General features: G+C 63.5%; 28 protein-coding genes. 13 read left to right on the forward strand and 15 right to left on the reverse strand.

All coding sequences use genetic code 11. The features are described 5' to 3' along the window. The 6 genes from GH663_RS04705 (at nt 1) to GH663_RS04730 (ending at nt 6,634) form a co-directional block, all read left to right on the forward strand. Nucleotides 1–900 carry a DMT family transporter gene (locus GH663_RS04705; RefSeq protein ID WP_153130526.1) on the forward strand — a complete coding sequence of 300 codons (900 nt, stop codon included), beginning with the start codon at nt 1–3 and terminating at the stop codon, nt 898–900. Nucleotides 901–1,024: 124 nt separating this feature from the next. Further along, nucleotides 1,025–1,807, forward strand: coding sequence for a response regulator (locus GH663_RS04710; protein ID WP_153130527.1), 783 nt, complete (start codon nt 1,025–1,027; stop codon nt 1,805–1,807). 105 nt (nt 1,808–1,912) lie between these two features. Next, nucleotides 1,913–2,416, forward strand: a complete 504-nt coding sequence (gene tpx, locus GH663_RS04715) for a thiol peroxidase (protein WP_153130528.1) — start codon at nt 1,913–1,915, stop codon at nt 2,414–2,416. Between the two features lie 72 nt (nt 2,417–2,488). After that, complete coding sequence (locus GH663_RS04720) at nt 2,489–3,868, forward strand: HD-GYP domain-containing protein (protein ID WP_281349779.1); 1,380 nt, start codon at nt 2,489–2,491, stop codon at nt 3,866–3,868. Nucleotides 3,869–3,927: 59 nt separating this feature from the next. Beyond that, nucleotides 3,928–5,250, forward strand: a complete 1,323-nt coding sequence (gene rimO / locus GH663_RS04725; RefSeq protein WP_153130530.1) for a 30S ribosomal protein S12 methylthiotransferase RimO — start codon at nt 3,928–3,930, stop codon at nt 5,248–5,250. Next, a complete protein-coding gene (locus tag GH663_RS04730; RefSeq protein ID WP_211371061.1) occupies nt 5,225–6,634 on the forward strand; it encodes an FAD-binding oxidoreductase in 1,410 nt (469 codons plus the stop codon). Before rimO ends, GH663_RS04730 begins: the two co-directional genes overlap by 26 nt. 48 nt (nt 6,635–6,682) lie before the next feature. Here the strand turns inward: GH663_RS04730 and GH663_RS04735 are convergent, their stop codons facing one another. Together GH663_RS04735 and GH663_RS04740 are read right to left on the reverse strand one after the other, a co-directional pair. After that, nucleotides 6,683–7,459: a hypothetical protein gene (locus GH663_RS04735; protein ID WP_153130531.1), complete on the reverse strand. Its 777-nt coding sequence runs from the start codon at nt 7,457–7,459 to the stop codon at nt 6,683–6,685. A 103-nt stretch (nt 7,460–7,562) separates the two neighbouring features. Beyond that, nucleotides 7,563–8,570, reverse strand: coding sequence for a sensor domain-containing diguanylate cyclase (locus GH663_RS04740; RefSeq protein WP_153130532.1), 1,008 nt, complete (start codon nt 8,568–8,570; stop codon nt 7,563–7,565). A 236-nt stretch (nt 8,571–8,806) separates the two neighbouring features. On the opposite strand from GH663_RS04740, the gene GH663_RS21155 reads away from it, so the two are divergent. Together GH663_RS21155 and GH663_RS04745 are read left to right on the forward strand one after the other, a co-directional pair. Then, a complete protein-coding gene (locus GH663_RS21155) occupies nt 8,807–8,935 on the forward strand; it encodes a YgdI/YgdR family lipoprotein (protein ID WP_246181498.1) in 129 nt (42 codons plus the stop codon). Nucleotides 8,936–9,059: 124 nt separating this feature from the next. After that, nucleotides 9,060–9,242: a hypothetical protein gene (locus tag GH663_RS04745; RefSeq protein ID WP_153130533.1), complete on the forward strand. Its 183-nt coding sequence runs from the start codon at nt 9,060–9,062 to the stop codon at nt 9,240–9,242. On the opposite strand, the gene GH663_RS04750 is transcribed toward GH663_RS04745, so the two are convergent. From GH663_RS04750 to GH663_RS04775, 6 genes are all read right to left on the reverse strand, one after another. Beyond that, complete coding sequence (locus tag GH663_RS04750; protein ID WP_153130534.1) at nt 9,239–9,631, reverse strand: bacteriohemerythrin; 393 nt, start codon at nt 9,629–9,631, stop codon at nt 9,239–9,241. The genes GH663_RS04745 and GH663_RS04750 overlap by 4 nt on opposite strands. Nucleotides 9,632–9,714: 83 nt before the next feature. Next, on the reverse strand, nt 9,715–10,971 hold the full coding sequence (locus GH663_RS04755) for a serine hydrolase domain-containing protein (RefSeq protein WP_153130535.1): 1,257 nt from the start codon (nt 10,969–10,971) through the stop codon (nt 9,715–9,717). Then, the gene (locus GH663_RS04760) at nt 10,968–12,122 is read right to left on the reverse strand and encodes a YbdK family carboxylate-amine ligase (protein WP_246181499.1); all 1,155 of its coding nucleotides are present in this window, start codon (nt 12,120–12,122) and stop codon (nt 10,968–10,970) included. Before GH663_RS04760 ends, GH663_RS04755 begins: the two co-directional genes overlap by 4 nt. Further along, nucleotides 12,119–13,381: a cation:proton antiporter domain-containing protein gene (locus GH663_RS04765; RefSeq protein ID WP_153130536.1), complete on the reverse strand. Its 1,263-nt coding sequence runs from the start codon at nt 13,379–13,381 to the stop codon at nt 12,119–12,121. Before GH663_RS04765 ends, GH663_RS04760 begins: the two co-directional genes overlap by 4 nt. Nucleotides 13,382–13,429: 48 nt before the next feature. Further along, nucleotides 13,430–14,212 (reverse strand): gamma-glutamyl-gamma-aminobutyrate hydrolase family protein, encoded by a 783-nt coding sequence (locus GH663_RS04770; RefSeq protein ID WP_153130537.1) that lies wholly within the window; start codon nt 14,210–14,212, stop codon nt 13,430–13,432. Next, a complete protein-coding gene (locus tag GH663_RS04775) occupies nt 14,209–15,420 on the reverse strand; it encodes a cation:proton antiporter (protein ID WP_153130538.1) in 1,212 nt (403 codons plus the stop codon). Before GH663_RS04775 ends, GH663_RS04770 begins: the two co-directional genes overlap by 4 nt. Before the next feature lie 130 nt (nt 15,421–15,550). Here GH663_RS04775 and GH663_RS04780 point away from each other — a divergent pair, with 130 nt between their 5' ends. After that, entirely contained in the window at nt 15,551–16,066 is a 516-nt protein-coding gene (locus GH663_RS04780; RefSeq protein WP_066880394.1) for a MarR family winged helix-turn-helix transcriptional regulator, read from the forward strand. Between the two features lies 1 nt (nt 16,067). Then, the gene (locus GH663_RS04785; RefSeq protein WP_170291337.1) at nt 16,068–16,571 is read left to right on the forward strand and encodes an OmpA family protein; all 504 of its coding nucleotides are present in this window, start codon (nt 16,068–16,070) and stop codon (nt 16,569–16,571) included. 14 nt (nt 16,572–16,585) lie between these two features. On the opposite strand, the gene GH663_RS04790 is transcribed toward GH663_RS04785, so the two are convergent. Then, nucleotides 16,586–17,020 (reverse strand): MarR family winged helix-turn-helix transcriptional regulator, encoded by a 435-nt coding sequence (locus GH663_RS04790; RefSeq protein ID WP_153130540.1) that lies wholly within the window; start codon nt 17,018–17,020, stop codon nt 16,586–16,588. A 61-nt stretch (nt 17,021–17,081) separates the two neighbouring features. Here GH663_RS04790 and GH663_RS04795 point away from each other — a divergent pair, with 61 nt between their 5' ends. After that, nucleotides 17,082–18,275, forward strand: a complete 1,194-nt coding sequence (locus GH663_RS04795) for an aminotransferase-like domain-containing protein (protein ID WP_153130541.1) — start codon at nt 17,082–17,084, stop codon at nt 18,273–18,275. Here GH663_RS04795 and GH663_RS04800 read toward each other — a convergent pair. From GH663_RS04800 to GH663_RS04810, 3 genes are all read right to left on the reverse strand, one after another. Continuing rightward, nucleotides 18,224–19,201, reverse strand: coding sequence for a hypothetical protein (locus GH663_RS04800; RefSeq protein WP_153130542.1), 978 nt, complete (start codon nt 19,199–19,201; stop codon nt 18,224–18,226). The genes GH663_RS04795 and GH663_RS04800 overlap by 52 nt on opposite strands. Nucleotides 19,202–19,459: 258 nt before the next feature. Beyond that, nucleotides 19,460–19,777, reverse strand: coding sequence for a quaternary ammonium compound efflux SMR transporter SugE (gene sugE / locus GH663_RS04805; RefSeq protein WP_153130543.1), 318 nt, complete (start codon nt 19,775–19,777; stop codon nt 19,460–19,462). Nucleotides 19,778–20,016: 239 nt separating this feature from the next. After that, complete coding sequence (locus tag GH663_RS04810) at nt 20,017–20,526, reverse strand: ATP-binding protein (RefSeq protein WP_153130544.1); 510 nt, start codon at nt 20,524–20,526, stop codon at nt 20,017–20,019. 112 nt (nt 20,527–20,638) lie between these two features. Between GH663_RS04810 and GH663_RS04815 the strand changes: the two genes are divergently transcribed. Together GH663_RS04815 and cueR are read left to right on the forward strand one after the other, a co-directional pair. Then, nucleotides 20,639–23,047 (forward strand): heavy metal translocating P-type ATPase, encoded by a 2,409-nt coding sequence (locus GH663_RS04815; protein WP_153130545.1) that lies wholly within the window; start codon nt 20,639–20,641, stop codon nt 23,045–23,047. Between the two features lie 19 nt (nt 23,048–23,066). Further along, nucleotides 23,067–23,462 carry a Cu(I)-responsive transcriptional regulator gene (cueR, locus tag GH663_RS04820; protein ID WP_153130546.1) on the forward strand — a complete coding sequence of 132 codons (396 nt, stop codon included), beginning with the start codon at nt 23,067–23,069 and terminating at the stop codon, nt 23,460–23,462. A gap of 140 nt (nt 23,463–23,602) precedes the next feature. Here the strand turns inward: cueR and modC are convergent, their stop codons facing one another. Genes modC through GH663_RS04835 form a run of 3 tightly spaced genes read right to left on the reverse strand, consistent with a single transcriptional unit; the run spans nt 23,603 to nt 25,748 of the window. Beyond that, entirely contained in the window at nt 23,603–24,682 is a 1,080-nt protein-coding gene (gene modC / locus GH663_RS04825; RefSeq protein WP_153130547.1) for a molybdenum ABC transporter ATP-binding protein, read from the reverse strand. After that, on the reverse strand, nt 24,679–25,353 hold the full coding sequence (gene modB, locus GH663_RS04830; RefSeq protein ID WP_153130548.1) for a molybdate ABC transporter permease subunit: 675 nt from the start codon (nt 25,351–25,353) through the stop codon (nt 24,679–24,681). Before modB ends, modC begins: the two co-directional genes overlap by 4 nt. A gap of 2 nt (nt 25,354–25,355) precedes the next feature. After that, entirely contained in the window at nt 25,356–25,748 is a 393-nt protein-coding gene (locus tag GH663_RS04835) for a NifB/NifX family molybdenum-iron cluster-binding protein (RefSeq protein ID WP_153130549.1), read from the reverse strand. Nucleotide 25,749: the final 1 nt, after the last annotated feature.

A 25,749-nucleotide genomic window follows, 5' to 3' on the forward strand; every position in this document is an offset into this window, starting at 1 on the left:
GTGTCCATTCCTGTCGCCTATCTCTCCATCGTCCTTATCTGGTCCACGACGCCACTGGCTATCCAGTGGAGTACGCAAGGCACCGGCTTCGCCTTTGCCGTGCTCGCCCGCATGCTGATCGGCGTGATCGTTGCCGCCTTGCTGCTCGCTGTCTGGCGAATCAAGCTGCCGCTGCATGCCCGTGCCCGCCGCGCCTATCTGGTTGGCGGCCTCGGCCTGTTCGGCGGCATGGCGCTGACCTACTGGGGGGCGCGTTACATTCATTCCGGCCTGATCTCGGTGCTGTTCGGCCTGTCGCCGCTGATGGCCGGCGTGCTGGCGGCGGTCTGTCTCGGCGAACGCTCGCTGACGCCGTGGCGGCTGGCCGGCATGGTGCTTGGCATGCTCGGGTTGGCGGTGATCTTCATCCACGGTGACAGCCTCGGTGGCGAACATGCGCTGGCCGGCTTGCTGGCGCTGCTGGTGGCGGTCTTCATCTATTCCGGTTCGCTGGTCTGGCTGAAGCAGATCGGCGACGACAGTCCGCCGCTGGCGACCACGGTCGGCTCGCTGAGCGTTTCGCTGCCGCTGTTCGGTCTGGTCTGGCTGCTCACCGACGGACAGTTGCCGACGATGGTGCCGCCGCGCTCGGGGGCGGCGATCGTCTATCTCGGGATCTTCGGCTCGGTGATCGGTTTTGCGCTGTATTACTACGTGATCAAGCACCTGGAAGCTTCGAAAGTGGCGCTGATCACGCTGGTTACGCCAGCGCTGGCGCTGTGGCTGGGCAGCGTGCTGAATGGCGAAAGCATCAGTCTGCGTTTGTGGGCAGGCACGGCGTTGATCCTCTCCGGTCTCAGCGTGCATCAGTGGGAATCGCTGGTTTCCCTGCTGGCGCCTGCCGAACCGGTGGTTGAGTAGTTCAGGCAGTGCATGGCAATGTCGTGCCGGTCAGTGTGGTTTGCTGGCCGGCAGGCCTTGTCAGCCGTTGCCTTCTGTTAAAATTCGACATCTTTGTGAATTTTGAATATCTGGAGCCGGTTCGATGCGGATCATGATCATCGATGACAATGCCGCCATGCTGAAAGTGCTGGCTGCTGTCTTCGTCAAGACCGGGCACGAGGTGGTCGGTGCCTATCCGGATGGCAATGGCCTGGAGGAGCGCCTCCGCCAGACCACGCCGGATCTGGTCTGCCTCGACTACAACCTGCCGGGGCGTGACGGCCTGACGTTGCTGAAAGTCATTCAGACGCAGGCGCCGAACATCGATGTCGTCTTCATGACCGCCTCCAATGAGGCCGGACTTGAGGAAAAAGCGGCCGATGCCGGCGCTTCCGGCTTCATCCGCAAGCCCTTCGGGCAGAACCAGATCATCAATGAGCTGCGTGAAATCACCGCGACGCGCCAGTTGGCCGAGAAGGCCGGGCAGGGCGCCAATGCCGCGGCGACCCCGGCGCGCGGCAGCAGTCGCGGCACGGCGGTGATCGCCGACGACAACGGTTCGGTGCGCCTGGTCCTCAAAGGCTTGCTCGAAGAGTGCGGCCTGCGCGTCGTGCAGTCGGTGGCCAACGGGGCGGAAGCACTGAACGCGGCCAAGACCCACCAGCCGCGCGTCCTTTGCCTCGATGTCAATATGCCGGTGATGGGCGGCCTGGAAGCCTTGCCGCTGATCGTCGAAGCCAGTCCGGAGACGGCGGTGGTGATGGTGACCGGTTGTGCCGACAAGGTGCTGGTGGCGCAGGCAGCCGGGCTTGGCGCGGTCGGTTACATCATCAAGCCCTTGCGGCCGGCCTATGTCGAAGCTTTCATTCGCAAGTTGCTGGGCTGAAAAAGCTGCCTTTCGGTAAAAATTTCCCGGTTTCGGGGTTTTCCGGGAATTGATTCACGATTGCGCGGTCTCAGTCGCTCTCGATCACAACCACAGGAGTTTCAAATGGCTAATTCCGTAACGCTGGGCGGCAACCCGATTGAAGTGGGCGGTGTTTTCCCCGCCAAGGGCGCGCAAGCTGCCGAATTCTCGCTGGTCGGCAAGGATCTGGCGGACGTCACGCTGGCCAGCCTGGCCGGCAAGCGCAAGATCCTGAACATCTTCCCGAGCATCGATACGCCGACCTGCGCCACCTCGGTGCGCAAGTTCAACCAGTCCGCCAACGATCTGGCCAATACCGTCGTGCTCTGCATTTCCGCCGATCTGCCGTTCGCGCAGAGCCGTTTCTGCGGCGCCGAAGGCCTGGCCAACGTGCAGACATTGTCCACGATGCGTGGCCGCGAATTCCTCGAAGCCTATGGCGTGGCAATCAAGAGCGGCCCGCTGGCCGGTGTCGCCGCCCGCGCCGTGGTCGTGCTCGACGAAAACAATCGCGTGTTGCACAGCGAGCTGGTCAGCGAAATCAAGAACGAGCCGGATTACGCCCCGGCCCTGGCTGCCCTGGCCTGATCGTCATCGGTCGTACCGCCCGGTTTTTGCCCGTTTCGGGCGGTCGACCGCAGCCCTGAGCAAATATTCCCGATGCCGATGAACAGGCTTTTCCCCGGTGTGTCGACCGGCCCTTCACCGTATGGCCTGAAGCTGGCCGAGCTGATTTCGGCGCTGTCGCATGCGCTCGACATCACCGAAGGCCAGCCGGAAGGCCATTGCGTGCGCTGTTGCTGGATCGGCATGCACATCGGGAGGACCATCGGCCTCGCCGACGAGGACTTGTGGGGCCTGTACTACACCTTGCTGCTCAAGGATCTCGGCTGCAGCAGCAACGCCGCCCGTATCTGCGAGCTGTACCTGACCGACGACCTCAGTTTCAAGCGCGACTTCAAGACGGTCGGCGACAGCCTGCCCAGCGTGCTCCAGTTCGTGCTCAAGCATACCGGCCTGAAAGCCGGGTTGGCCGAGCGCTTTCGCGGCGTGCTCAACATCATGCGCGAGGGCAGCGAGATTGCCCAGGAACTGATCGCCACCCGTTGCCAGCGCGGCGCCGAAATCGCCCGTCTGCTGCGCTTTCCGGAGAGTGTCGCCCAGGGCATCTACAGCCTGGACGAGCACTACAACGGCCAGGGCAAGCCGGAAGGGCTGGCCGGCGAGGCGGTGCCGCTGTTTTCGCGGATCGCGCTGCTCGCCCAGGTGATCGACGTCTTTCACACGGCCGGCGGTCAACAGGCGGCGCTCGACGAAATCCGGCTGCGCGCCGGGCGCTGGTTCGATCCGCAACTGGTCGATGCTTTCGAGCAGATCGCCGAAGTCGAGGTGTTCTGGACGACGCTGAGCTCGCCGCAGATCGGCGAAGCCGTGCTGGCGCTGGAACCGGCCTCGCACGTCGTGGCCCTCGACGACGATTATCTTGACGATATCGCCGCCGCCTTCGGCCAGGTGGTCGACTCGAAAAGTCCCTACACCAGCGGCCACAGCGCCCGGGTGGCGCTCTATACCGACCTGATCGCCGAGCAGATGGGCCTTTCCTTCGAGCGCCGGCGCTGGCTGAAGCGCGGTGCGCTGCTGCACGACGTTGGCAAGCTCGGCGTCAGCAACAGCGTGCTCGACAAGCCGGGCAAGCTCGATGCCGACGAGTGGGCAGCGGTGCAGGCGCATGCCATGTACACCGAAACCATCTTGGCGCGCATCGAAGCCTTTGCCGAACTGGCCCGCGTTTCGGCGGCGCACCATGAGCGCCTGGATGGCAAGGGCTACCCGCGCGGCTTGCTGGCCGACGAGATCAGCATCGAAACCCGGATCATCACGACGGCCGACATTTTCGATGCGATTACCGCTGAACGCCCCTACCGAGGGGCAATCCCGATTCCAAAGACACTCGAAATGATGGCCGAAAACGTCGGCACGGCGATCGATGCACGCTGTTTTGAGGCGCTGAAGCAGGCACTCGACCGCCTGCCGGCCTGATTCCCCCGTAAAATACGGTTTTTTCGCATTCGGGCATTCCCGGACAAGGTTTTTTTCGCATGACTATTGAACAAAAAGTGCCGACCGTCGGCTTCGTTTCCCTGGGTTGCCCGAAGGCTTCATCGGATGCCGAGCGCATCCTGACCAAGCTGCGCGCCGAAGGTTATGAAATCTCGCCGAACTACGACAATTCCGACCTGGTGATCGTCAATACCTGTGGCTTCATCGACGCCGCCGTCGAGGAGTCGCTCGACGCCATCGGCGAGGCGCTGAACGAGAACGGCAAGGTCATCGTCACCGGCTGTCTCGGTGCCAAGGGCGACATCGTGCAGACGACGCACCCCTCGGTGCTCGCCGTCACCGGCCCGCATTCGGCCGACGAGGTGATGGGCTATGTGCACAGCCATCTGCCGAAGCCGCATGACCCCTATACCGACCTCGTACCGCCGCAGGGCGTGCGCCTGACGCCGGACCACTTCGCCTACCTGAAGATTTCCGAAGGCTGCAACCATAGCTGCACCTTCTGCATCATCCCGTCGCTGCGCGGCCCGCTGGTGTCGCGGCCGGTCGGCGACATCCTGGCCGAAGCCGAGAACCTGGCGCGGGCCGGCGTCAAAGAGATTCTGGTCATTTCGCAGGACACCAGCGCCTACGGCGTGGACCTCAAGTACCGCACCGCCTTCTGGGGCGGCAAGCCGGTGAAGAGCCGCCTGAAGGAATTGTGCGAGGCGCTGGCCAGTTTCGGCATCTGGGTCCGTCTGCATTACGTCTATCCGTACCCGTCGGTCGACGACGTCATTCCGCTGATGGCCGAAGGCAAGATCCTGCCTTACCTCGACGTACCGTTCCAGCACGCCAGCCCGCGCATTCTGAAGGCGATGAAGCGCCCGGCCTCGGCCGAGAACACGCTGGAGCGGATCGCCAAGTGGCGCGAAATCTGCCCGGAAATCGTCATCCGCTCGACGTTCATCACCGGCTTCCCCGGTGAAACCGAAGAGGATTTCGACCAGTTGATCCAGTTCCTGGAAGATGCCAAGCTCGACCGCGTCGGCGCTTTTGCCTACTCGCCGGTCGACGGTGCCAAGGCCAACGAAATCGAAGGCCTGCCGCCGGAAGAGGTGCGCGAAGATCGCCGCCGCTGGCTGATGCAGGTCCAGGAAGACATCTCCGCCGCCAAGCTGGAAGCCAAGATCGACACCACCATCCAGGTGCTGGTCGATGCCGTCGATGAAGAGGGCACCATTGCGCGTTCCAAGGCCGACGCGCCGGAAATCGACGGTCTGGTCTATCTCGACGGCTACTTCGATGCCCAGCCGGGCGACTTCCTGCAAGTCAAGGTCATCGACGCCGATCACCATGACCTCTACGCCCAGCCTGTCTGAACGGCTGGCCGCTCAGTTGGCCAAAGCGGTCGGGGCGTCTAACGTCCTGACCGATCCCGCCGGGCTCGCGCCCTTCCTTACCGACTGGCGCGGGCGTTACCGGGGCGCGGCGCAGTGCGTCGTCCGCCCGGCAAATACCGCCGAGGTCGCGGCGGTGGTCAAAATCTGCGCTGAAACCCAAACGCCCATCGTGCCGCAGGGCGGCAATACCAGCCTGTGCGGCGCGGCGACGCCGGATGGCACTGGCCGGGCCGTCGTCCTCAGCCTGGGCCGCCTGAACCGCATCCTGGCGGTCGACCGGCAAAACAACACGATTTCCGTCGAGGCCGGCTGCCCGCTGGCCGCCGTGCAGGAAGCGGCGCGCGCTGCCGACCGCCTGTTCCCGCTCGCCCTGGCTTCGGAAGGGACCTGCCAGATCGGCGGCAACCTGTCGACCAATGCCGGCGGCGTGCAAGTGCTGCGCTACGGCAATACCCGCGAACTGACGCTCGGCCTCGAAGTGGTGCTGGCCAACGGCGAAATCTGGGACGGCTTGCGCGGCCTGCGCAAGGACAACACCGGCTACGACCTGAAGCAATTGTTCATCGGCGCCGAAGGCACGCTCGGCATCATCACCGCCGCCTTACTGAAGCTTTTTCCGCTGCCGAAAACCCAGACCACCTGCTGGCTGAACGTCGCGTCGCCGAGTGCTGCGGTCGACCTGCTGAATTTGGCAAAAACCGTTTTTGATGCCCAACTGACCGCTTTCGAGCTGGTTTCCGAAACCGCGCTCGGCCTGGTCCTGAAGAACATCCCGGACAGCACCCGGCCGGCAGCAGCCAGCCCGTGGTACGTGCTCGCCGAGTTTTCCGAGGCGGCGCCGGCCGCGGTCGAAAGCTGGCTGGCGGCACAGATGGAAAGCGGTGCGGTGGCCGATGGCGTCATTGCCCAGTCGGCGGCCCAGGCGAAAAAGCTGTGGGCCTTGCGCGAGAACATCTCGGAAGCGCAGAAGATCGAAGGGATCAGCATCAAGCACGATGTCGCGGTGCCGGTCTCGCGCATCCCGGCTTTTCTCGAACGGGCCGATGCGGCGCTGGCCAGCGCCTTCCCCGGCATTCGCGTCGTCGCCTTCGGCCATGTCGGCGACGGCAACCTGCACTACAACCTGTCGAAAGCGGATGCCCAGCAGAACAGCGCTTTCATCGACAGCCAGCCGGCGGTCAACGAAATCGTCCATGACGCCGTGCACGCGCTGAACGGCTCGATTTCCGCCGAGCACGGCATCGGCCAATTGAAGCGCGACGAACTGCTGCGCTACAAGAGCCCGGTGGAAATGGCGCTGATGCGCTCGGTCAAGCAGGCGCTCGACCCGCAGGGCTTGCTGAATCCGGGCAAGATTCTTTGAGTTTCTCCGCCTGAGACATCTACGGGAGCCGCGGCTCCCGTTTTTTGTTCAGTCCCGCTTGCCCGCGAAGTAGGGCAGTAGGGCCTTGGCTGCCTTGATCCGCTGGCCGGCCGAGGCCGACGGGTCGTTCATCACCGCCAGCAAAAAACTTTTCGGATCGCTGTAGTTGCTGCCGACACTCAGTGTCGAGGGCTTGTCGGCGGGCCGCTGGGTGCTGTCGTCCGGCGCTGGGCTGGGTTCGTCCGCTGCGAGCAGGGCCAGCCCATGCCGGAATGCAGCCGCGTCGATAGATTTCAGGCTGGCCAGAAGATCGGCTTGACGGTCCATGTTCGGCGCCATTTCCAGACCCGACTCGTCGCTGAACATGCTGCCCAGGCTGGGGTCGATGAAGGCCGACCACTTGCCGGTGGCAGCATTCAGCGCCGGTACCAGGTTGATTGTTGCCGATTCGGCGCCGGGAACGAGTTCGAGACTGGCCGGCGGCAGATCGGCCAGGTAGCGGCGCCGGAGTTCAGCAAGGAAGTGCCGGGCCAACCCGACGGGGACCGGTTGGGCGAGCGACAGCCAGAGCCGAAAGCCCTGATCACCCGACACTGAGATGGCCGGGGCCGGCAAATCAAGCTCCTCCTGCAGCGCCTGATAAAGCCGGGCCAGCGCTTCCCAATCGCCGGGGCGGGCGAATCTGATGCTCAGGGTGCGCACCGTGCCGTCGGCGCTGACCGGCTGGAAGGGCTGTTTGCTTCCGTCGTCCTCCGGGCTTTGGCAAAGCCCGGGCTGGTCAGGCAGGAAGTAAAGCCGCTGAAGCTGGGTAATCAGTTTGTTCATGCGCTGGCGCGAAAGAAAATCCGCTCGTCCGGTGAATAAGAGTCAGGCCGCTGCCTGGGGGGCTTGTGTTTTAGCACATTGCGCCACCGGTGGCGGCTGATTTTCAGTGCAATGTGCCCCGTTCCGGCTGGCTGCTGCGGGTGCGCTTGATCTGGTACATCCGCTGATCGGCAATTTCGAGCAGATGCTCGATCTGCTCGCCATCGCCCGGAAACTGCGCGGCGCCGATACTGGCCCGCAGGGAGAGATTGGTATTGTCGAACGAGAAAGGTGGCGCGATCGCCACCTGGAGACGCTGTACTGCCTTTTCCACGCCATCGGGGGCATCGACCGGTGCCAGAACCACTGCGAATTCATCGCCGCCCAGCCGGGCAACCAGATCGGACTGGCGGGACTCCCGCTTGATGCGCTGGGCAAACTCTTTCAGTACCGCATCCCCGGCGCGATGCCCGTAGGTGTCGTTGATCTGCTTCAGGCCATCCATGTCGATCATCAGCAGCCCGGCCGCGCGTTGTTCGCGCGTGCTGCGCAGGAGTACGTTGCGCAAGCGATCCATGAACAGCGAACGATTGGCCAGGTTGGTCAGGCTGTCATGCGTCGCCTGGTGGAACAGATCGTTGTCCGCGTACTTGGTCGCAAAGTACATCGAGGCGCCAACCACCTCGGTCAGCAGGGAGAGGAGTTCTTCGTCCGCTTTCTTGAAGCCGTTCGGGATCGCCGAGACTGCCTTGAGGACGCCAACCGTCGCGCCCTGGTGCTTGAGCGGCCAGACGCTCATCGAGCGCAAGCCGACCTTGCGGCAGGCCTCCCGGTCCACGCGGGGATCGGTCTCGGAATCGTCGCAGCGCAGGAATTTTCCGGTACGTATGCACTCACCGGACAGGCTGTTTGCCTGCTTGAGGCGCAGGCCAAGATGCGGCTTGGCCAGGCCCGAGGCGGCGCGATAGACCATCTCGTCTCCCTCGGCCAGTTCGATGATGGCGCCATCCACACCAATCAGCGTCAAGGTGCGCTCGACCACCAGGGCCATGACCTCACCCAGGTCGAAGCCGAGTTTGCTGATCTCGGTTTGAATTTCTATGATCTTGAGAAGCTGGGTCTTGCTCGGCATGGCATCCCCCCGATGCGTTAGCGGCTTATGTGAGTAAGACTTTCATTTTAGCCTTTGGCTATGCCTTTGGTGATAATTCGCGCTTCAATGCAGATATTGCATTCATCCAGTTGATCATGCTTGCCGGAGGGGGCGGCAATTGATACTTCCAGGCAACATCCGCTTACAACTGGCGGTCAGTCCGCGCTGGCGTTCGGGCGTTATTTAGCTATCGACGCTTTGTGATCGGAACTGCAATGAAAAAGATCTTCACCGCCCTCCTGCTCGCCCTGACTGTGGTCAGCCTGAGTGGCTGCTTCCCGGTTTTCATTCCGGTCGGGGATCATCACCATCATCGTGACCGGGGCCATCACCGGGGCTGGTAAGGAGGACGCCGATCTTTGGCTAGAATGGCGGGCATGATCGGATCAGAACTCGTGCCCAAGCCCAAGAGCAGGGAAAACTCCGTCCCGCCTAGCCGGACCGGCCGGAAAACACTTGAGTTGGGCGATGTCGGATAAGCGCTGCAACCGCTGCCGGTATTACTGGATCACCTTCGACCCGATCTTCCGCTACGGTTGCCGGGCGCTGGATTTCAAGAGCCGGCGCCTGCCCGAGCGCGATGTCATCGAATCCTCAGGGCAGCCCTGCCATTTCTTCCAGCCCAAGCTGAAGTCGCCAGCCGGGCGTTAGCGGACGGGCATCGTCCGCAGGCAGGCGACGTAGGATTTGTCGCTGACACCGATGTGCTCGACCAGCCATTTCTGGACGAGATGGATGATCGTCAGGCTGACATCCTGGCGTACCGCCTGTTCTTCCAGTTGCGCCAGATGGGCGGAGAAGGCGCGATGCTCCGCGATATGCTGCTCCAGGTCGGGGTAGCCGTGCAGCCGCATCAGGGCTTCTTCGACGACGAAATGAGTGCGCGTGAAGTGGCTGAGTTCGTTCAGCGCAAAGTACACGACGGACCAGTTGTCGCCCCCTTTGACCACGCCCTGGAGCTTTTCAAGAATTTCGAACAGGGTTTCGTGCTGTTCGTCGATTTCCTGAATTCCTGTCAGAAGTTCAGCAGTCAAGCCCATGGCGTGCGATCCAAGCGAAAAAGCGATTGTAGCGCGCGTTGTCGGGCGCTTTGTCGGTCAGTCGCGAATATCCCGGCCTCGGCTCAAGGCTTGCGCAGCGCCAGCCCCGAGCTGCCGACGGCTTTCCAGAACTGTTCCAGCGTCGCCAGCAGCAGCGGCGAACTGGCGACCGGGTAGCTGCCGTAAAGGGCAATGACCAGCCGGCGGTCGAAGTCGACGTACAGACTGGTGCCGTGCGGGCCGATCAGCGCAGCCCGGTTGTTTTCGCCACCGAGGTGGATGAAGCCGTAGCGCGCCTCGCTGCCTTTGGCGAGACCGGGAATTTCCGGGCTACGCAGGCCGGTCGAGGCGGTCAGGGTTTCGGTGAACCAGCCGGGGATGCGGCTGCGCTGGCGCGTGTGGCGGGCTTCGAGCAGGACGTTGCCGAGGCGGCCGAAATCGCGCAGCGACAGGGCCAGGCCGTCGGCCAGTTCGACGCCTTGCGGGTCGGTCAGCCAGAGGACCGGATGTTCCGGTTTCAGGCGGCTCTGCAATTGTTCGCAAAAGAGGCGGGAGAGCGGTGTCGCGTTGCTCTCGGCGAGCAGCCAGGCGAGCAGGTCGTCGTCCGGGCTGCCGGCGCCGGGGAGGTCGATCTTGTCCGGCAGCGCGTTCCAGCGGCCGGGCTGGCTCAGCCAGGGGCGCATGCCCTCGCTGGCATTGCTGGCGGTCCAGCCGCCGGCCTGGCGCCAGCCGGCGATCTCGTCGGCGCTCCAATTGTGGCCTTCCTCGTTTTCGAGCAGGCGCTGGACGGACAGCTTGCGGATGCCGGGCTGGCTGCTCAGGCTCGGCAGATAGCGATTGAGCGGGCGGTCGGCGGCAAGCTTGCCCTGGCCGATGGCGATGGCGCCGAGCAGGTTGAGCAGCGGCCGTGTCGCCTGCTGGAGCAGACGCGGCTCGTCGGCGCGCAGGCCGTTGCGGTAGCGCTCGGCGATGATGCGGCCGTTTTGCAGTATCAGTACGCCGTCCGCCTGCAGCCGGCTGTCGAGCAGGAAGGCCAGGTCGCGTTCGCGGCCGTCGCTCGGGTCGGTGGCCTTGGCGGCAGCGAGGTCGAGCTGGCGGTTGGCCGGGCGCAGGGCTTCGCCGTCGGCTTCCGGCTGACGACGCAGGGCGGACATGAAGAGGTGGGCGGCGGGCAGTGTCAGGCGCAGGTTTTCGTCGTTCAACCAGTTGCTTTTGTTGATCCAGCGACCGAGTTTTTGCGGGCCGCTCGCCACTTTCTCGAACTGGCAGGCCGGCGCCGCTGCCGGGGCGGCGGCCGGCAGGGCGAATAACAGCGTCAGGACGGTCAGCCGGCGCATCATCGAATGTTCTCCCAGGATTTGTCGGATGAGCGCGGCATCAGTCGTTCGCAGGCGTCGCGCACCACGTCGTTCAGGTTGTTGTGTTGGGCATGGCGGCGCCGCAGCCAGGCGGCGTCGCCTGCTTCATCGCTGACGATCGGGCGCAGCGCATTGAGCCAGTGTTCGCAGCCGAGCTGGCGGGCATCGTCGCTCAGGGTGTCGAGCAGGTCGAGCAGGCTTTGCCGCAGCGGCACCTGGCTTGGTCCGGCCGGATCGGCCAGCACCGCATCCATGCCGTAGCGGCAGGCCTGGAACTTGTTGGCGCGGGCGACGTAAACCTGTTTCGCTGCCTGCAATTCGGGCCGGGTGCGCAGCAGCCAGCAACTCAGCGACTGGGCCAGTGCGGCGAGCGAGGCGGCCTGTTCGATGGCGAGCGGGGTGTCGCAGACGCGGATTTCGACGGTGCCGAATTCCGGTTTCGGCCGGACATCCCAGTACAGATCCTTGATGCTGCTGGCGATGCCACAGGCCTGCAGAAAGCTGAAGTGCTCGATGAAGGCCGCCCAGTCGGCCAGCGGTGGGCACTGGCCGCTTAGCGGAAAGGCCGAGACGGCGTTGAGGCGGGCCGACTGGAAGAAGCTGTCGACGCCATCGACATAGGGTGAGGCGGCGGAGAGGGCGATGAAGGCCGGGACGTAGACGCCGAGCGCCTGGGTCAGCCAGATCGCGTCGTCGGCCGAAGTGACGCCGACGTGGATGTGCTGGCCGAAGACCGTGAATTGCTTGGCCAGGTAGCCATAGCGCTGGTACAGCGCCTCGAAGCGGTCGCCCGGACAGATGCGGCGCTCCGGCCAGTGATGGAAAGGGTGGGTGCCGCCGCCGCAGATCGCGATGTTGTTGCGGTCGGCGTGAAGGCGCAGGGTGTCGCGCAGGCCGGCCAGGTCGGCGGCGATGCCATCGACCGTGGCCTGCGGCTGGGTGCTGACTTCGATCATGCTTTCGGTGATTTCGAGCTTGATCTCGCCGTAGCGGCCGTCGTAGTCGAGACTGCCGATCAGGTCGGTGGCGCCGCGCACCAGGTTGAAGTCGCGCCGGGAAACCAGTTGCAGTTCCAGTTCGACGCCGAGCGTCAGCGGTGCGCTGTGCTTGAATTCGCCGATCGCCTGCGTCATGCGATACCTCCTGCTTGTGTCGTTGTCGTCTCGCACTCGCCGGAACGGCGCAGCGCCATCTGGCACAGGGCGGGGCCGGCCAGTTCCATGATGGCGGCGGCGAACAGCGGCAAGGCCAGCGCCGAGCGGCCGATTTCCGGGTAGAGGGCGGCGATTTCGTAAGCCATGAAGACGGCGGTGGCCGACAGCGGCTGGATGCCGAGGCCGACCAGCAGGCGCTTGGGCAGGGGCAGGCTGCCACCCGACCAGGCCAGTGCCGCGCTCTTGGCGGCGGCGCGGACGACGAGCAGGCCGAGCGCCTGGAGGCCGGTCAGCCAGGTGAATTCCTGCCAGGGCAACGAGGCGCCGACGATGACGAAGAGAATGATGGCGAGCAGCCAGTGGCCTTCCGGCAGGCTGGTGTAGCGCAGTACCTGCTGGCGGTCGCCGGCGGCGAGCAGGATGCCCATCAGGAACAGGCTGAGGAAGACCGGCACGGCCAGCATGCGGGCCAGGCCGACGGCAAGCAGGGCGCTGGCGACCAGCACGAAGACCTGGGCCAGCGAGCCCTTGGGCAGGCGGCGGGCGATGACGATGGCGGTCCGGGCGCCCAGCCAGCCGATCAGTAGGCCGCCGCCGGCCACCCAGAGCGGATGGGTGGCGGCATTCAGCCAGTCGGTGCTGTGTTCGGCATGGATGATGCCGAGGACCAGCGTGAAGGCGACGAAGGAAGCGGCCGAACTGAGTGCGGTGTGCAGCATGATGCGGTCGCTGACCAGCCCCTGCGCCTTGCCGTCCTCGATGGCGAGCAGCACGACACTGGGCGCCGAGGCCATGGTCACGGCAGCCGTCGCCGCCGCCCAGCCCGGACTCATGCCGATCAGCCAGAAGGCAAAGGCAAAGATCAGCGCAAAGGACAGGGTGATGTCGCTCAAGGTGGCGCGCAGCAATTCCGGGTTGCGGAACAGCCAGCCGAGATCGAGCCGACGCCCGACTTCCATCATCAGCAGGCCGAGTGCGGCATCGGCCAGTGGCCGCGCCTGGGCCAGCGCCTCGAAGCTGATCCAGCCGAGCAGGGTCGGGCCGAACAGCGTGCCGGCCAGCACGTAGCCGACCACCTTCGGCCAGCCGGCGCGGGCGTGCAGCCATTCGCCGAGCAGCAGGCCGACGACCAGCAGCAGGCTGAACAGGGCCAGCGAATCGAGCTGCTCGGGGAAGGGGGGCAGGAAGAGCAGGCGCTCAAGCAGCGCTTCCCACGCCGTCCGCAGGGTCTCAAGCATTTTTGCCCTTTTTCGACAGTCGACCGCCGGCCTCGGCTTGTCCGGCCCTTACCAACGGCGGCCCCGGGCAGCGTTCAGGAATTCGTCGAGGATCGGCGTGCAGTCGAGCAGTTGCGGGCTGCCCGGCGGGTGGAACTCCGGGTGCCATTGCAGCCCGAGGACGTAGGGCTTGCCGTCGAGGCGAATGGCCTCGATCAAGCCGTCGCCGACGCTGCGCGCCTCGACCCGCAGGCCGCGGCCGAGGCTGCGGATGGCCTGGTGGTGGATGGAGACGACGCCGCCGCCGGTCTGCTCCGGGTAAAGCTTGCTCAGGCCGGAGGCGGCGTCCCACTCGATGGCGTGGGCGTATTTGTCGTAGTCGGCATGCAGGTGAATCGCCGGATTGTCGTACTGGGTCGGGATGTCCTGGTACAGCGTGCCGCCCAGTGCCACGTTGATCAGTTGCAGGCCGCGGCAGATGCCGAGCACCGGCTTGCTAGCCTCCATGAACTCGTGCAGCAGTTCCATCTCGTAGGCATCGCGCAGACGGTCGCCGTTCCATTCGGCGTTGAGCGGCTCTTCGCCGTAGCTTTGCGGGCTGATGTCGGCGCCACCCTGCAGTACTAGGCCGTCGAGATACTGCGGGTAGTCGGAGAGACGGATGCTGCTGCGATGGACGATGCCGTCGCCGCTGACCGAGGGAATCATCAGCACCATGACCTCGCGCGACATCACCCAGTGGGCGACCGACTGTTCCAGATAGTGCAGCGATTTCGACTGCAGGCCGGTGGCGCCGGGCTGCGGGTGGTAGATGCGGGCGGACAGGCCTATGCGCAGCGGTCGTCGACTCATGATGGCGTACCTCCTTGGGGGGCGGTTGCTGCGGGCGGCGGCATCAGCCGGCTGGCTTCGCCGAATCCCTTGATCGCTGTCTGAGTGGTCAGCGGTCCGAAGAGTTGCATGAGCAGGATGGCGGCGAGCAGGATGCCGGTCAGTTGTGGGTCGAGCCCGGCGTAGAGCATTTGCGTATTGGCCAGCAGGACCAGCGCGACGCTCGACATCGGTTGCAGGCCGATGCCCATGAACGCCGCTTCGCGTTGCGTCAGGCCGATCTGGCGGGCGGCGGCGGAGCACGGCAGCCATTGCGCCAGGAAGCGGCAGAGCGCGATGCCCAGCGCCTCCAGCCAGTAGTCGCGCAGGTAGGCGATGTCGAGCGCGGCGCCGGCCAGCACGAAGGTGATGACGAGAAAGACCCGGGCATCGCTGGCAATGCGGATGGCGACGACTTTCTGCTCACGGTCGAGAGCGCGAACGAGAAAGCCGAAGATCAGCATCGGCAGGAAGACCGAGGTGTCGAGATAAATCGCTGTGCCGACGCCGAAAACAATGCCGCCGAGAATCAGCAGATGCTGGTGTTCCGGCTGTTTTTCCAGGCGGCGGGCGCCGAGCAGGACGAGCGACGCGCCGCCGACGCCAATGCCGAGCGAGCCGGCAATGCTGCCCAGTGCTTCGGCCAGCCGCAGCAGCGGGCCGGCCTGAATGGTCTGGTCGAGAAAGGGCGTCATCAGCGCGATTGCGGCAAAGGCGATGCAGCCGTTGATGGCGACCAGCGTATAGAGCAGGCCGCTCTTCTCGCCCCGGGCGCCGACATCGCTGCAGGTGGCGATGGTGATGGCCGGCGAGGTGGCGAGCAAAAGGGCGGCGGCGAACAGCGCGTCGCCGGCGGTGAACCCCCAGTAAAGCAGCAAAAGCAGCACGCCCAGGCCGGTGCTCAGCGCCACCAGTGTGCCGGCCGCCAGACGTTTCAGGCCGACCTGGCGCGGTGTGCGCGGCACCAGGTAACCGAGTTCGAAGAGAATCAGGCCGAGCGCCAGGTCGATGAACAACTGGGCCGACTCGATATGCAGCGGGTCGATCCAGCCCAGGCCGCTTTGCCCGGTCAGCAGCCCGAACAGCACATAACCGGTGGTCCGTGGCAGGGCGGCGACCCGGCGCGCCAGTTCGCCGGCCGCCAGGCCACCGAGCAGAACCATGCCGAACAGTTGGATCGAATTGAGCATGCGTGAACGGGGCAGCGGCCCCGCGCCTCTCCTCTGTGAAAATTCCTGGATTGTAAAAATCTGAAATTTAGTTTGATAAACAATATAATTTACGCCCCAAGGTTCGCGCAAGCCCAGTCTGGATATTCTCGTGAATTCACCCGCCGATGCCCCGTCTTCCACCGTTGCGCTGGAGGTGTTGCAGCAGTTTCGTCTGATCTATGGCTCGATGCGCCAGTATTTCCGGCTGGTCGAGGAGCGCTGCGGCATGCCCGGTTCGCAGATGTGGGTGTTGCAGGAAGTGGCGCGCACGACCGAGATCGGCATCGGCGAACTGGCGCAGCGCATGGGCGTGCACCAGTCCACCTGCAGTCTGCTGGTGGACAAGCTGGTGGCCGGCGGTTTCCTGTCCAAGGCGCGGCGCCAGGGCGATCAGCGGCGGGTCGGCCTCCGTCTGACCGCCCAGGGGCAGGGGGCGCTGGCCGCCTTGCCGGGCTCGGCCGAAGGCATTCTGCCGGAGGCCCTGGCGGCCTTGCCGGAGGTGGTGCTGAAAACATTGCATATCAACTTAAATGAGTTGATCCAACATTTACCCGGCAAGGACGAGTCCTGTGCCGGTACGCCGCTGGCCGACATGCTCGGACAGGTGGAAAGCGAGGATGACTGAAATGTCCGTTCAAGGATTTTGCCGCGTCTTGCCGGTGCTTTGTCTGCTGACGGCTTGTGCCGGCCAGCCGTCAGTCGCGCCGTCAGCGCCGGATAAAAAAGGGAAGCGGCCAGCCGCCGTGCAGGTCGACGAGGGCAAGCCGCTCAGCGAGGCACAGGTGATTGCTGCGGTCGACGACGAAAAAAGCATCTTTTTCGCCAGCGGCCAGACGATGGTCGATGAGCCGGGCAAGCAGAAGCTGCAACTGCATGCCGCCCGCCTCAAGGAGAACCCCAAGCTGCAGGTCCGCCTGGTCGGCTATACCGATGATCGTGGCAGCAGTTCTTACAACCTGCTGATCGCCGAGCAGCGGGTCGATGCGGTGTTTCGCCTGCTGCGCAGCTACGGCGTGCCGGCCCGCCAGTTGCAGCGTTACGCGCTGGGCGGCGAAAAAAACAGCAATACCTGCACTTCGCCGGCCTGCCTGGCCAAGATGCGGCGCGTCGAACTGATCGACAAGGAGTAGGCGGCGACCCGGCCTCAGGCCTGGTCGAGAATGGCCCGCATCGCCTGTTGCCAGCCTGCGGCGGCCTCGCTGCCGGCGGCGGCGAAGGCGGCCGCCAGGTGCTGGGTCTGGACGCTGGTCAGCTCGTCTTCCAGGGCCTGACCCGCGGCGGTCAGTGATAGCTGCTTGACGCGCCGGTCGTGGGCGGCGACTTCGACAGCAACCAGTTGCATTTCCACCAGTTGGCGCAGCGGCGCATTCAGCGCCTGCTTCGACACGCCGAGGATGCCGAGCAGGGCATTGACCGCAAGCTGCGGGTGGCGGCCGACAAAATAGAGAATCCGGTGATGGACGCGGCCGAGGCCGCGCTCGGCGAGCAGGCGGTCGGGGCGCGAGGTGAAGGCGCGGTAGGTGAAGAAAAACAGTTCGGCCGCGGCGCGCAGCGATCGGGAATCATTTTGGTCAATCATGTTGACATAATAGGTCGTGCTGCTTAGGCTGTCGATTGGTCAATAACATTGACGCATATCCATGACTAGCGAAACCTGTGCTCCCCGTTTCTCCCGCCGCGTCGCCGGCCTTGAAGCTTCACCGATCCGCGAAATGCTGGCGATCATCGACCGGCCGGGCATGATTTCCTTTGCCGGCGGCCTGCCGGCGCCGGAAACCTTTCCTGACATGCAGAGCCTTGATGTGCCGCCGGCGGCCCTGCAGTACGGTGCCAGCGAAGGCGATCCCGAATTGCGGCAGGCGGTGGCGGCCGAACTCAACGCCCTCGGGCTGGCCTGCACGCCGGCGCAGGTGCTGATTCTCTCCGGCTCGCAGCAGGGCATCGATCTGGTCGGCAAGCTGTTCATCGATGCCGGCACGCCGGTCGCGGTCGAGGCGCCGACCTATCTTGCCGCGCTGCAGGTCTTTCGCTATTTCGGCGCCCGCTTCACGACGCTCGATCCCGACCTGCCGGCGGCCGGCTTGGCGACCGACGAGCGGCCGGCCTTCGCCTACGCCATTCCGACTTTCCAGAACCCGACCGGGCATTGCTACGACGCCGCGCAGCGGGCGGCGCTGGCCGAGGCCTGCGATGAGCTGCAGGTGCTGCTCTTCGAGGACGATCCCTATCGCGACCTGGCTTACGACGCCTGCGAGCGAACGCCGGTCTGCGCCCGTCTGCAGCGCGCTTCCTGGGTCTATCAGGGCTCCTTCTCGAAAAGCCTGGCGCCCGGCTTGCGCCTCGGCTACATGGTCGCTTCGCCGGACCTGCTGACGCCGCTGACTCGCCTGAAACAGGCGGCCGACCTGCACAGCAACCGGCTCAGCCAGTGGTATGTGCTCGGCCAGTTGCGCGATGCCGGGCGGCCGGCGCGGATTGCGGCGCTGGTCGAGATCTACCGGCGCAAGCGCGATCATTTCGTGCAGGGACTGGAGCGCTATTTTAGCGGCCTGGCCGACTGGCAGGTACCGCCGGGCGGGCTGTTCGTCTGGCTCAAACTGAAGGTGCCGCTCGATACCCGGCAACTGCTGCCGGTCGCCATCGAGCGCGGCGTCGCCTTCATGCCGGGCGAGCCGTTTTTTCCCGAGCGTCCGGCCGCCTGCAGTGCGCTGCGGCTCAATTTCAGCCACGCCAGCGTCGAGCAGATCGAGCGCGGCCTGGCGATCCTCGCCGAACTGGTCGCTCAGGCCGGCAGCGGGGCCGGCGTGAAGGGCACCTTGCCGGTCGCCAGGTAGGCCTCGCAGCGTTCGATATATTCGCGGGTGCTTTTCGGCATCGGCGTCCGGGCGCGGGTGATGTAGAACACCAGGTCGCGGCCGCTGCGCAGCAGCAACAGACCATCCGAAGCGCGGTGGGAAATCCGCTCGGGACTGGTCTTGGCCAGATCGAGCGGCGCTTTCGGGGTGAAGTTGGCGAGCCGTTCGCCGGCGGTGACCAGTTGCGACCAGACATCGAAGATGCTCGGGTCGGTGCGCAGGGTTTCGGTCTTCAGCTTGGCGGCTGTGGCAAAGTCGGCAATCGGTGCCTCGATGCCTTCGAACATCGGGATCTGCGTGAAATTGGCGCGCATCGCTTCGGCGATGCGGTCGATATCGCGCATGCTCTGGCCGATCTTGATGTAGCGGCTTTCGTAGAAGTCCTCGACCGGAATCGAGAAGGCGCGGAACGGCTCGCCCCACAGTTCGTCGATGCCTTCCTCGCCGCTGCGGTGCAGCACGAAGCGGCCGAGTTCCATGGCGTCGAGCAGGCACTGGCCGCATTCGCGCATCAGCGCGTTGTCGCTCTGGATCTCGATGCCGTCGGCTTGCAGGTCGACCAGCTTGCGGAAAATGTCGGTCGCCCGGTTGAACATGGCGCCGGCCAGCATGGCGCCCTTGACGCGGCGGCGGCCGGGGTCGGTTTCCGCCTCGTAGGTGGCGCGCGCCTCGGCCAGCCGGGTGCCGGGAATGTTCAGGCCGTGCTCGGTATGGTTGAACAGGCGCCGGGTCAGCGCTTCGATCAGCTGTTTCTTGGCGAGCAGCGAATCGGCCGGGACCGGGTAGGTCTTGACCCAGTAGCCGTCGTAATACACCCGCTCCTGTTGCTCGATGATGCGTCGAGTCCCTTCGGGCGGCGTCGCGTCGTTGTCTGGCGTAGGTTCCAGTCGAATGACTGTGTTCATCGCGGAGAATTTCAAGAAAGAGTTATCAGTTTACCAAGCAAAAGTCGTGCATTCCGGCTTGCTTTGCCAAGTGACTGATTTTGCGTTGAATGATTTCAGCCGGCCGAAAAGCGGGGCTTTTGGCGGCACCAGTATGGTGCAATTGCGGTGCGCCGGTGGCCCTTGGCCGTGCTAGGCGCGCATCATAGGCTTCTTTCAGGCGAGCAGGGCAACTGCCTTGATCTGGGCGCGCAGGGCGAGCCAAGGGCAAATCCCCAGCTAAGGCGCGGAAAGTTTGAGACCTGCAACACCGGCGAAGATAAGGGCAAGGCTCAGCAGTCGAGCCGTGGAGGTTGATTCGCCAAACAGAACCATTCCAAATATTGCGGTGCCAATAGCGCCGACTCCAACCCAAATCGCATAAGCAGTGCCAACCGGAAGTGTTTTCATTGCCGCACCGAGCAGTCCGACACTGAGCGCCATGGATAGAATGGTCCAGACGGTAGGCCAGAGGCGTGAAAAACCTTCTGTGTATTTAAGCCCGATTGCCCAGCCGATTTCAAACAGTCCGGCAACCAACAGAATTCCCCAGTTCATGAAACGCTCCTCACGAATGAGGGGCCGTCCCCGATGCGAAGTGGAGAGGTGAGGTCGTCCTCACTTCCTGATTATGGGTCTGGATGATAGCAAAACTAACTCCGCTTCGGCGCCAGAAGCGGGCGTCGTGGTTGCGCCTAACTGGCGCTTCCCATTGGCCGCTCGTGACCAAACTCGGCCCCAGCGCTCGTGGCAACGGTCCTTCGGGCGGCAACTGACCCGTTGCTGCAACCTGCCAGTCAACGAGGAAAGCGAATGGAAAACCTAGTTAAGCCGTTCTCGGACATAACCGAGACCTCGCCACCATGGGCTTGGACAATCGAGCGAGTAATTGCCAATCCAAGTCCAGAGCCTTCCCCGTAGTGTTGGCGTGACGCATCTGCACGGTAAAAACGGTCAAATAGCCTTGGTAGATGTTCCGGGGCGATAGTTTCCCCTGTGTTCTCCACGGAAACCACGGTCTCTCCATCTGGAGTTTCCGTGAGTTCAAGAGCGATGCGACCACGTTTGGGTGTGTGGCGGACTGCATTGGACAGAAGATTGCCGATGGCACGCCGTAGCATTAACCGGTCACCTGCGATGGCTGCCTCTCCTGAATACGAAAGCTGCAATTGTTTCTCGTCGGCATAAGCTTCGTAATACTCCAGCAGACTGGATACTTCGGCCCGCAGGTCTACCTCTTCCCGGAGCGGAATCAAGAGATTGTTGTCGGCCTTCGCAAGGAACAGCATATCGGCAATGGTTCCCATAGAGGAAAGGTCAACCGAATAAAACCATCAAAAAAGTCGCACAAAGCTCCTTGACCTTCCCATGGTTGGAAGGTCCATCATGGGTTTATTGGTAACCCGAAAGGAGATTCAAATGGCCCCCTCATCTGTTTCCAGTGCTGCGCTTGAGTTAAGACTTGGTATTGTTGGGATGAGTTGTGCATCCTGTGTGTCTCGTGTCGAGAAGGCGCTCAAGGAGCTCCCCGGCGTGACTGAGGTCAGCGTAAATCTGGCGACGGAACAGGCGTCTTTGAAAGCGATGCCTGAAGTCCTCGTTGGTCAACTGGCTGACGCCGTTCGCAAGGCCGGATATGAAGTGATGACTCAATCTGTTGAGCTACAGATTGACGGTATGAGTTGTGCCTCATGTGTCGGCCGGGTCGAAAAAGCCTTGCTCAAGGTGCCGGGCGTGCTGCATGCCGCAGTCAATCTGGCAACGGAAAAGGCCACGGTTGAGGTGCTATCCAGCGTTACCTTTGCCACCTTGGCGGCAGCCGTCGGCAAAGCGGGTTACAGCGCAAAGCCGGTAGCAGCGCTACAACCGGAAACTGCCCCAGGCCTTATTCCCGAGTGGTGGCCTGTTGCCGCGAGCGCATTACTGACACTTCCTTTGATCGCGCCGATGCTGATCCAGTTTGTCGGCATCGATTGGATGCTCAACGGCTGGGTCCAGTTGGTGTTGGCGACACCGGTTCAATTCTGGCTGGGCAGGCGCTTCTATCGGGCCGGATGGAAGGCGGTCAAGGCACGCACCGGCAATATGGATTTGCTGGTGTCCCTGGGGACCAGCGCCGCATATGGCCTGTCGATTTATCAGCTGACTCAGAGCGAAGGTGGGCATCTTCATCATCTCTACTTTGAAGCCTCGGCGGCCGTCATCACGCTTGTCCTGCTGGGCAAGTGGCTGGAGGCTCGAGCAAAACGACAGACAGCCGACGCCATCCGGGCACTGAATGCGCTCCGCCCGACCATTGCGCGTGTGTTAATCGACGGCAATGAGGTTTCAATGCCGGTTGAGCAGATTGCGATTGGCGACCTCGTCGTGGTCCGTCCCGGCGAACGCATCCCGGTTGATGGCAAAGTCGTTAGCGGACAAAGTCAGGCCGATGAAGCGCTCATCACCGGCGAGAGCTTGCCCGTCTCGAAGGAGGTCGGTGACCAGGTGACCGGCGGGTCGGTCAACGGTGAAGGCCTGTTGCACGTCCGAACCGGCGCGGTTGGTGCCGAAACCACGCTCGCCCGCATCATTCGCCTGGTCGAATCCGCACAGGCCGCCAAGGCACCCATCCAGCGCATGGTGGACCGGGTAAGTGCAGTATTCGTCCCGGTCGTTCTAGTTGTTGCATTGCTCACCTTTGCCGGCTGGATGGCGTACGCGGGGAACTGGGAAGAGGCGTTGATTAACGCGGTCGCCGTCCTCGTCATCGCGTGCCCGTGCGCCCTGGGTCTGGCTACGCCAACGGCCATCATGGCGGGGACGGGAGTTGCGGCTCGCCAGGGCATTCTCATCAAGGATGCCGAGGCCCTTGAAGTCGCGCACTCGGTAACCGCGGTGGCCTTCGATAAAACCGGCACGCTCACCGAAGGAAAGCCATCCTTGGTCAGCATTGAGGCGGTTCAGGGCGTCTCGGCCGAAGAGGTGCTGCGGATTGCGGGTTCGCTGCAAAAAACCAGCGAGCACCCATTGGCCCATGCCGTGCTGGAGAAGGTCAGGGAGCTCAAAATTGTCGCAGCCGAGGTCAGTGATGCCAAAGCCTTGCCCGGGCGAGGCATTCAAGCCCGGGTGGATGGCGAGCTAATGCTCCTCGGGAGCACCCGGCTGATGCAGGAGCACCATGTTGATCCGGGAGAACTAGGTGTCCGCGCCGCCGTACTTGAAAGCGAGGGGAAAACGATATCGTGGCTGCTACGCCAGCATGATTCCTCGGCTGAATTAGTCGGGCTTCTTGCCTTCGGCGACACCATCAAGCCATCCGCTTATCAGGCGATAAGCCGACTGCATCAATTGGGCATCAAAACCGTGATGCTGACTGGGGACAACCAGGGAAGTGCCCATGTCGTGGCGAAGGCACTCGGCATAGATGAGGTGCGCGCTGAGTTACTGCCGGGAGACAAGGCCAGCATCGTCCAGGAGCTTCGCGGCCAGGGTCACGTGGTCGCCATGGTGGGCGATGGACTGAATGACGCACCGAGTCTGGTGGCCGCCGATGTTGGACTAAGCATGTCGACCGGCACTGACGTGGCCATGGAGGCTGCGGGTATCACCCTGATGCGGGGCGACCCACGCTTGGTTGCCGACGCCTTCGATGTTTCGCGTCGGGCCTACAGCAAAATCAAGCAGGGGCTGTTCTGGGCCTTTGCCTACAACGTGCTGGGCATCCCTCTCGCGGCCCTGGGCATGCTTAACCCGGTGGTCGCCGGTGCTGCGATGGCTTTTAGCAGTGTTAGTGTGGTCACCAATGCGTTGCTCCTTCGCCGTTGGCGAGGGGCGGCAACTGAATGAGTACTGAGAGGAGTACAAGATGAATATCGGCGAAGCGGCCAAGGCCTCAGGCGTGTCGGCCAAGATGATTCGGCACTACGAAAGTGTTGGGTTATTGCCTCCGGCGAGCCGTACCGAGGCTGGCTATCGTCAATATGGCGAAAAAGACCTACGAACCTTGCAGTTCATCCGACGTTCGCGTGACCTCGGGTTCTCGATTGAGGAGATTCGAAGTCTGGTTAGCCTATGGCAAGACCGGACTCGCCCAAGTCGTCAGGTGAAAGCGTTAGCCAAGCAGCATCTCGACTTCCTGGACAGGAAACTGGCGGAACTGCAATCGATGAAACATGCCTTGGCGCACCTCGTCAGTTGTTGCCATGGCGACGAGCGTCCGGATTGCCCGATTCTGGAAGGGCTTGCAGGAAAGGAAAGCTGACCCAGAAATACTCCATTCGTCACCTGTCGGACGGTTTACATGGCGCAGACTGAACTCGTCTAAACAAGACAGCATTGGATTCGTCACCGTATCCGTAGCTATACCGTAACTGTCCGCCAGTCATTTGCTGACGGTCAAATTCAGCCGAGTAGGGCTACTGCTTTTACCTGAGCCCAGACCTGTTTTCCGACGTGCAGGTTGAGTGCTTTTCGAGAGCGTTCCGTAATGCGGGCCAGGAGAGGCGTATTGCTGATGTGTAGCTGCACCAATACATGACCAGGGGTGTCGGTTGCGCCAATGTCACTCACTTCGCCTTCGAAGACATTAAGGATGCTGGTCGCCACGGGTTTTTCCAGCGCCAAACTGACATCGCGGGCGTGAATTCGACAACGCAACCGATGCCCTGTCGCTTTCGAACAGCTAGTGACATATATGCTCCCGCCAGCGAAATTGAGCTGTGTCAGGTCATCCTCCTCGTGCGCCGCAACCACCGTCTCGATGACGACGCCGGCATCATCGGCAAAGGCCTGAGGCAGGTCGGTGCGTGCCAAGGTTTCGGTCAACGGGCCACTCGCCACGACCTTGCCGGTGTCGAGGAGCACCAGATGGTCGGCGAGCCTGGCGACCTCATCCGGCGAGTGGCTGACATAGATGATGGGAATCGACAGTTCATCGTGCAGCCGCTCCAGATACGGCAGGATTTCCCGCTTGCGCTTGAGGTCGAGCGCCGCCAGCGGTTCGTCCATCAGCAGGATCTGCGGCCCGGCGAGCAGGGCGCGGGCGATGGCGACGCGCTGGCGTTCGCCGCCGGAGAGTTGGGCCGGGTTGCGCTCAAGCAGGTGATCGATGCCGAGCAATTCGGCGATTTCGGGCAGCGCGAAGCGCAGGCCGGCGGTGGACGCGCGTTTTTGGCCAAATTCCATATTGCCGCGCACCGACAGGTGCGGGAACAGGCTGGCTTCCTGGAAGACGACGCCGAGCGCGCGCTGGTGGGTCGGCACGAAACGGCCGGCCGCTTCGTCCTGCCAGACTTCGTCGCCGATCGCGAAATAGCCGTCGGCCGCTCGTTCGAGGCCGGCCATGGCGCGCAGGCAGGTTGTCTTGCCGGAGCCGGAATGGCCGAAGAGGGCCGTGATGCCGCGCCCGGGCAGGGTCAGGTCGACGGCGAGGCTGAAATCGCGGCGCTCGATGCGGAAGCGGGCCTGGATGGCTGAACTCATAGGGCTTTGCGGCGGGCCGGGTTGAAGGTGTACAGGCCGAGCAGCACGACAAAGCTGAACAGCACCATGCCGCCGGCCAGCCAGTGGGCCTGGGTGTATTCGAGCGCTTCGACGTGGTCGTAGATTTGCACCGAGACGACGCGCGTTTTTTCCGGAATGTTGCCGCCGATCATCAGCACGATGCCGAATTCGCCGACGGTGTGGGCGAAGCCGAGGATGGCGCCGCTCAGGAAGCCGGGCCGGGCGAGCGGCACGGCGACCGACCAGAAGGCATCCCACGGGCTGGCGCGCAGCGTCGCGGCGACTTCGAGCGGGCGCTCGCCGATTGCTTCAAAGGCATTCTGGATCGGCTGGACGACGAAGGGCAGCGAGTAGAACACCGAGGCGATGACCAGGCCGGGGAAGGTGAAGGGCAGCAGGCCGAGGCCGAGCGCCTGGGTCAGTTTGCCGAGCGGCCCGTTCGGGCCCATGGTGAGCAGCAGGTAGAAGCCGAGCACGGTCGGCGGCAGCACCAGCGGCAGGGCGACGATGGCGCCGACCATGCCTTTGAACGGCGAGCGGGTGCGCGCCAGCCACCAGGCGATGGGGGTGCCGACGACGAGCAGCAGTGTCGTCACCACCGTGGCCAGCTTTAGCGTCAGCCAGACGGCGGCGAGGTCCGTACTTTCCATGATCAGTGGCGTGAGAAGAGATCGCGCAGTTTACACAGGCTGGTCGTGATGTCGAAGCGCGGGTCGGGCAGCGCTTCACCGGCCAGGATCCGGGTGATGGCGATGGCCGGGTCGCTTTCGCCGGTCAGCAACACTTCGGCGCCGCGCTTCTTCATGTGGCGGATGAAACCGTCGCCGGCGCTGGCGCAGACGACGAGGTCGATGCCGTCGAGCGGATGGGGCGCGTTGTCTGCGAAAACGTGGAGCACCTGGTCCTGGTCGAGATCGACCCGCTGCGGGGCGGGCAGCAAGCGGTTGGCGCGGTGCTCGCTCAGGTCGTAAACCAGCCATTGTCGGGTTTGCCCGGCATGGCCGCTGACGGCGGAGAAGTCCTTGGTGGCGATGGCGATTTTCATG

Source organism: Dechloromonas hortensis, assembly GCF_009469765.1.
Classification (GTDB): Bacteria; Pseudomonadota; Gammaproteobacteria; order Burkholderiales; family Rhodocyclaceae; genus Azonexus; species Azonexus hortensis.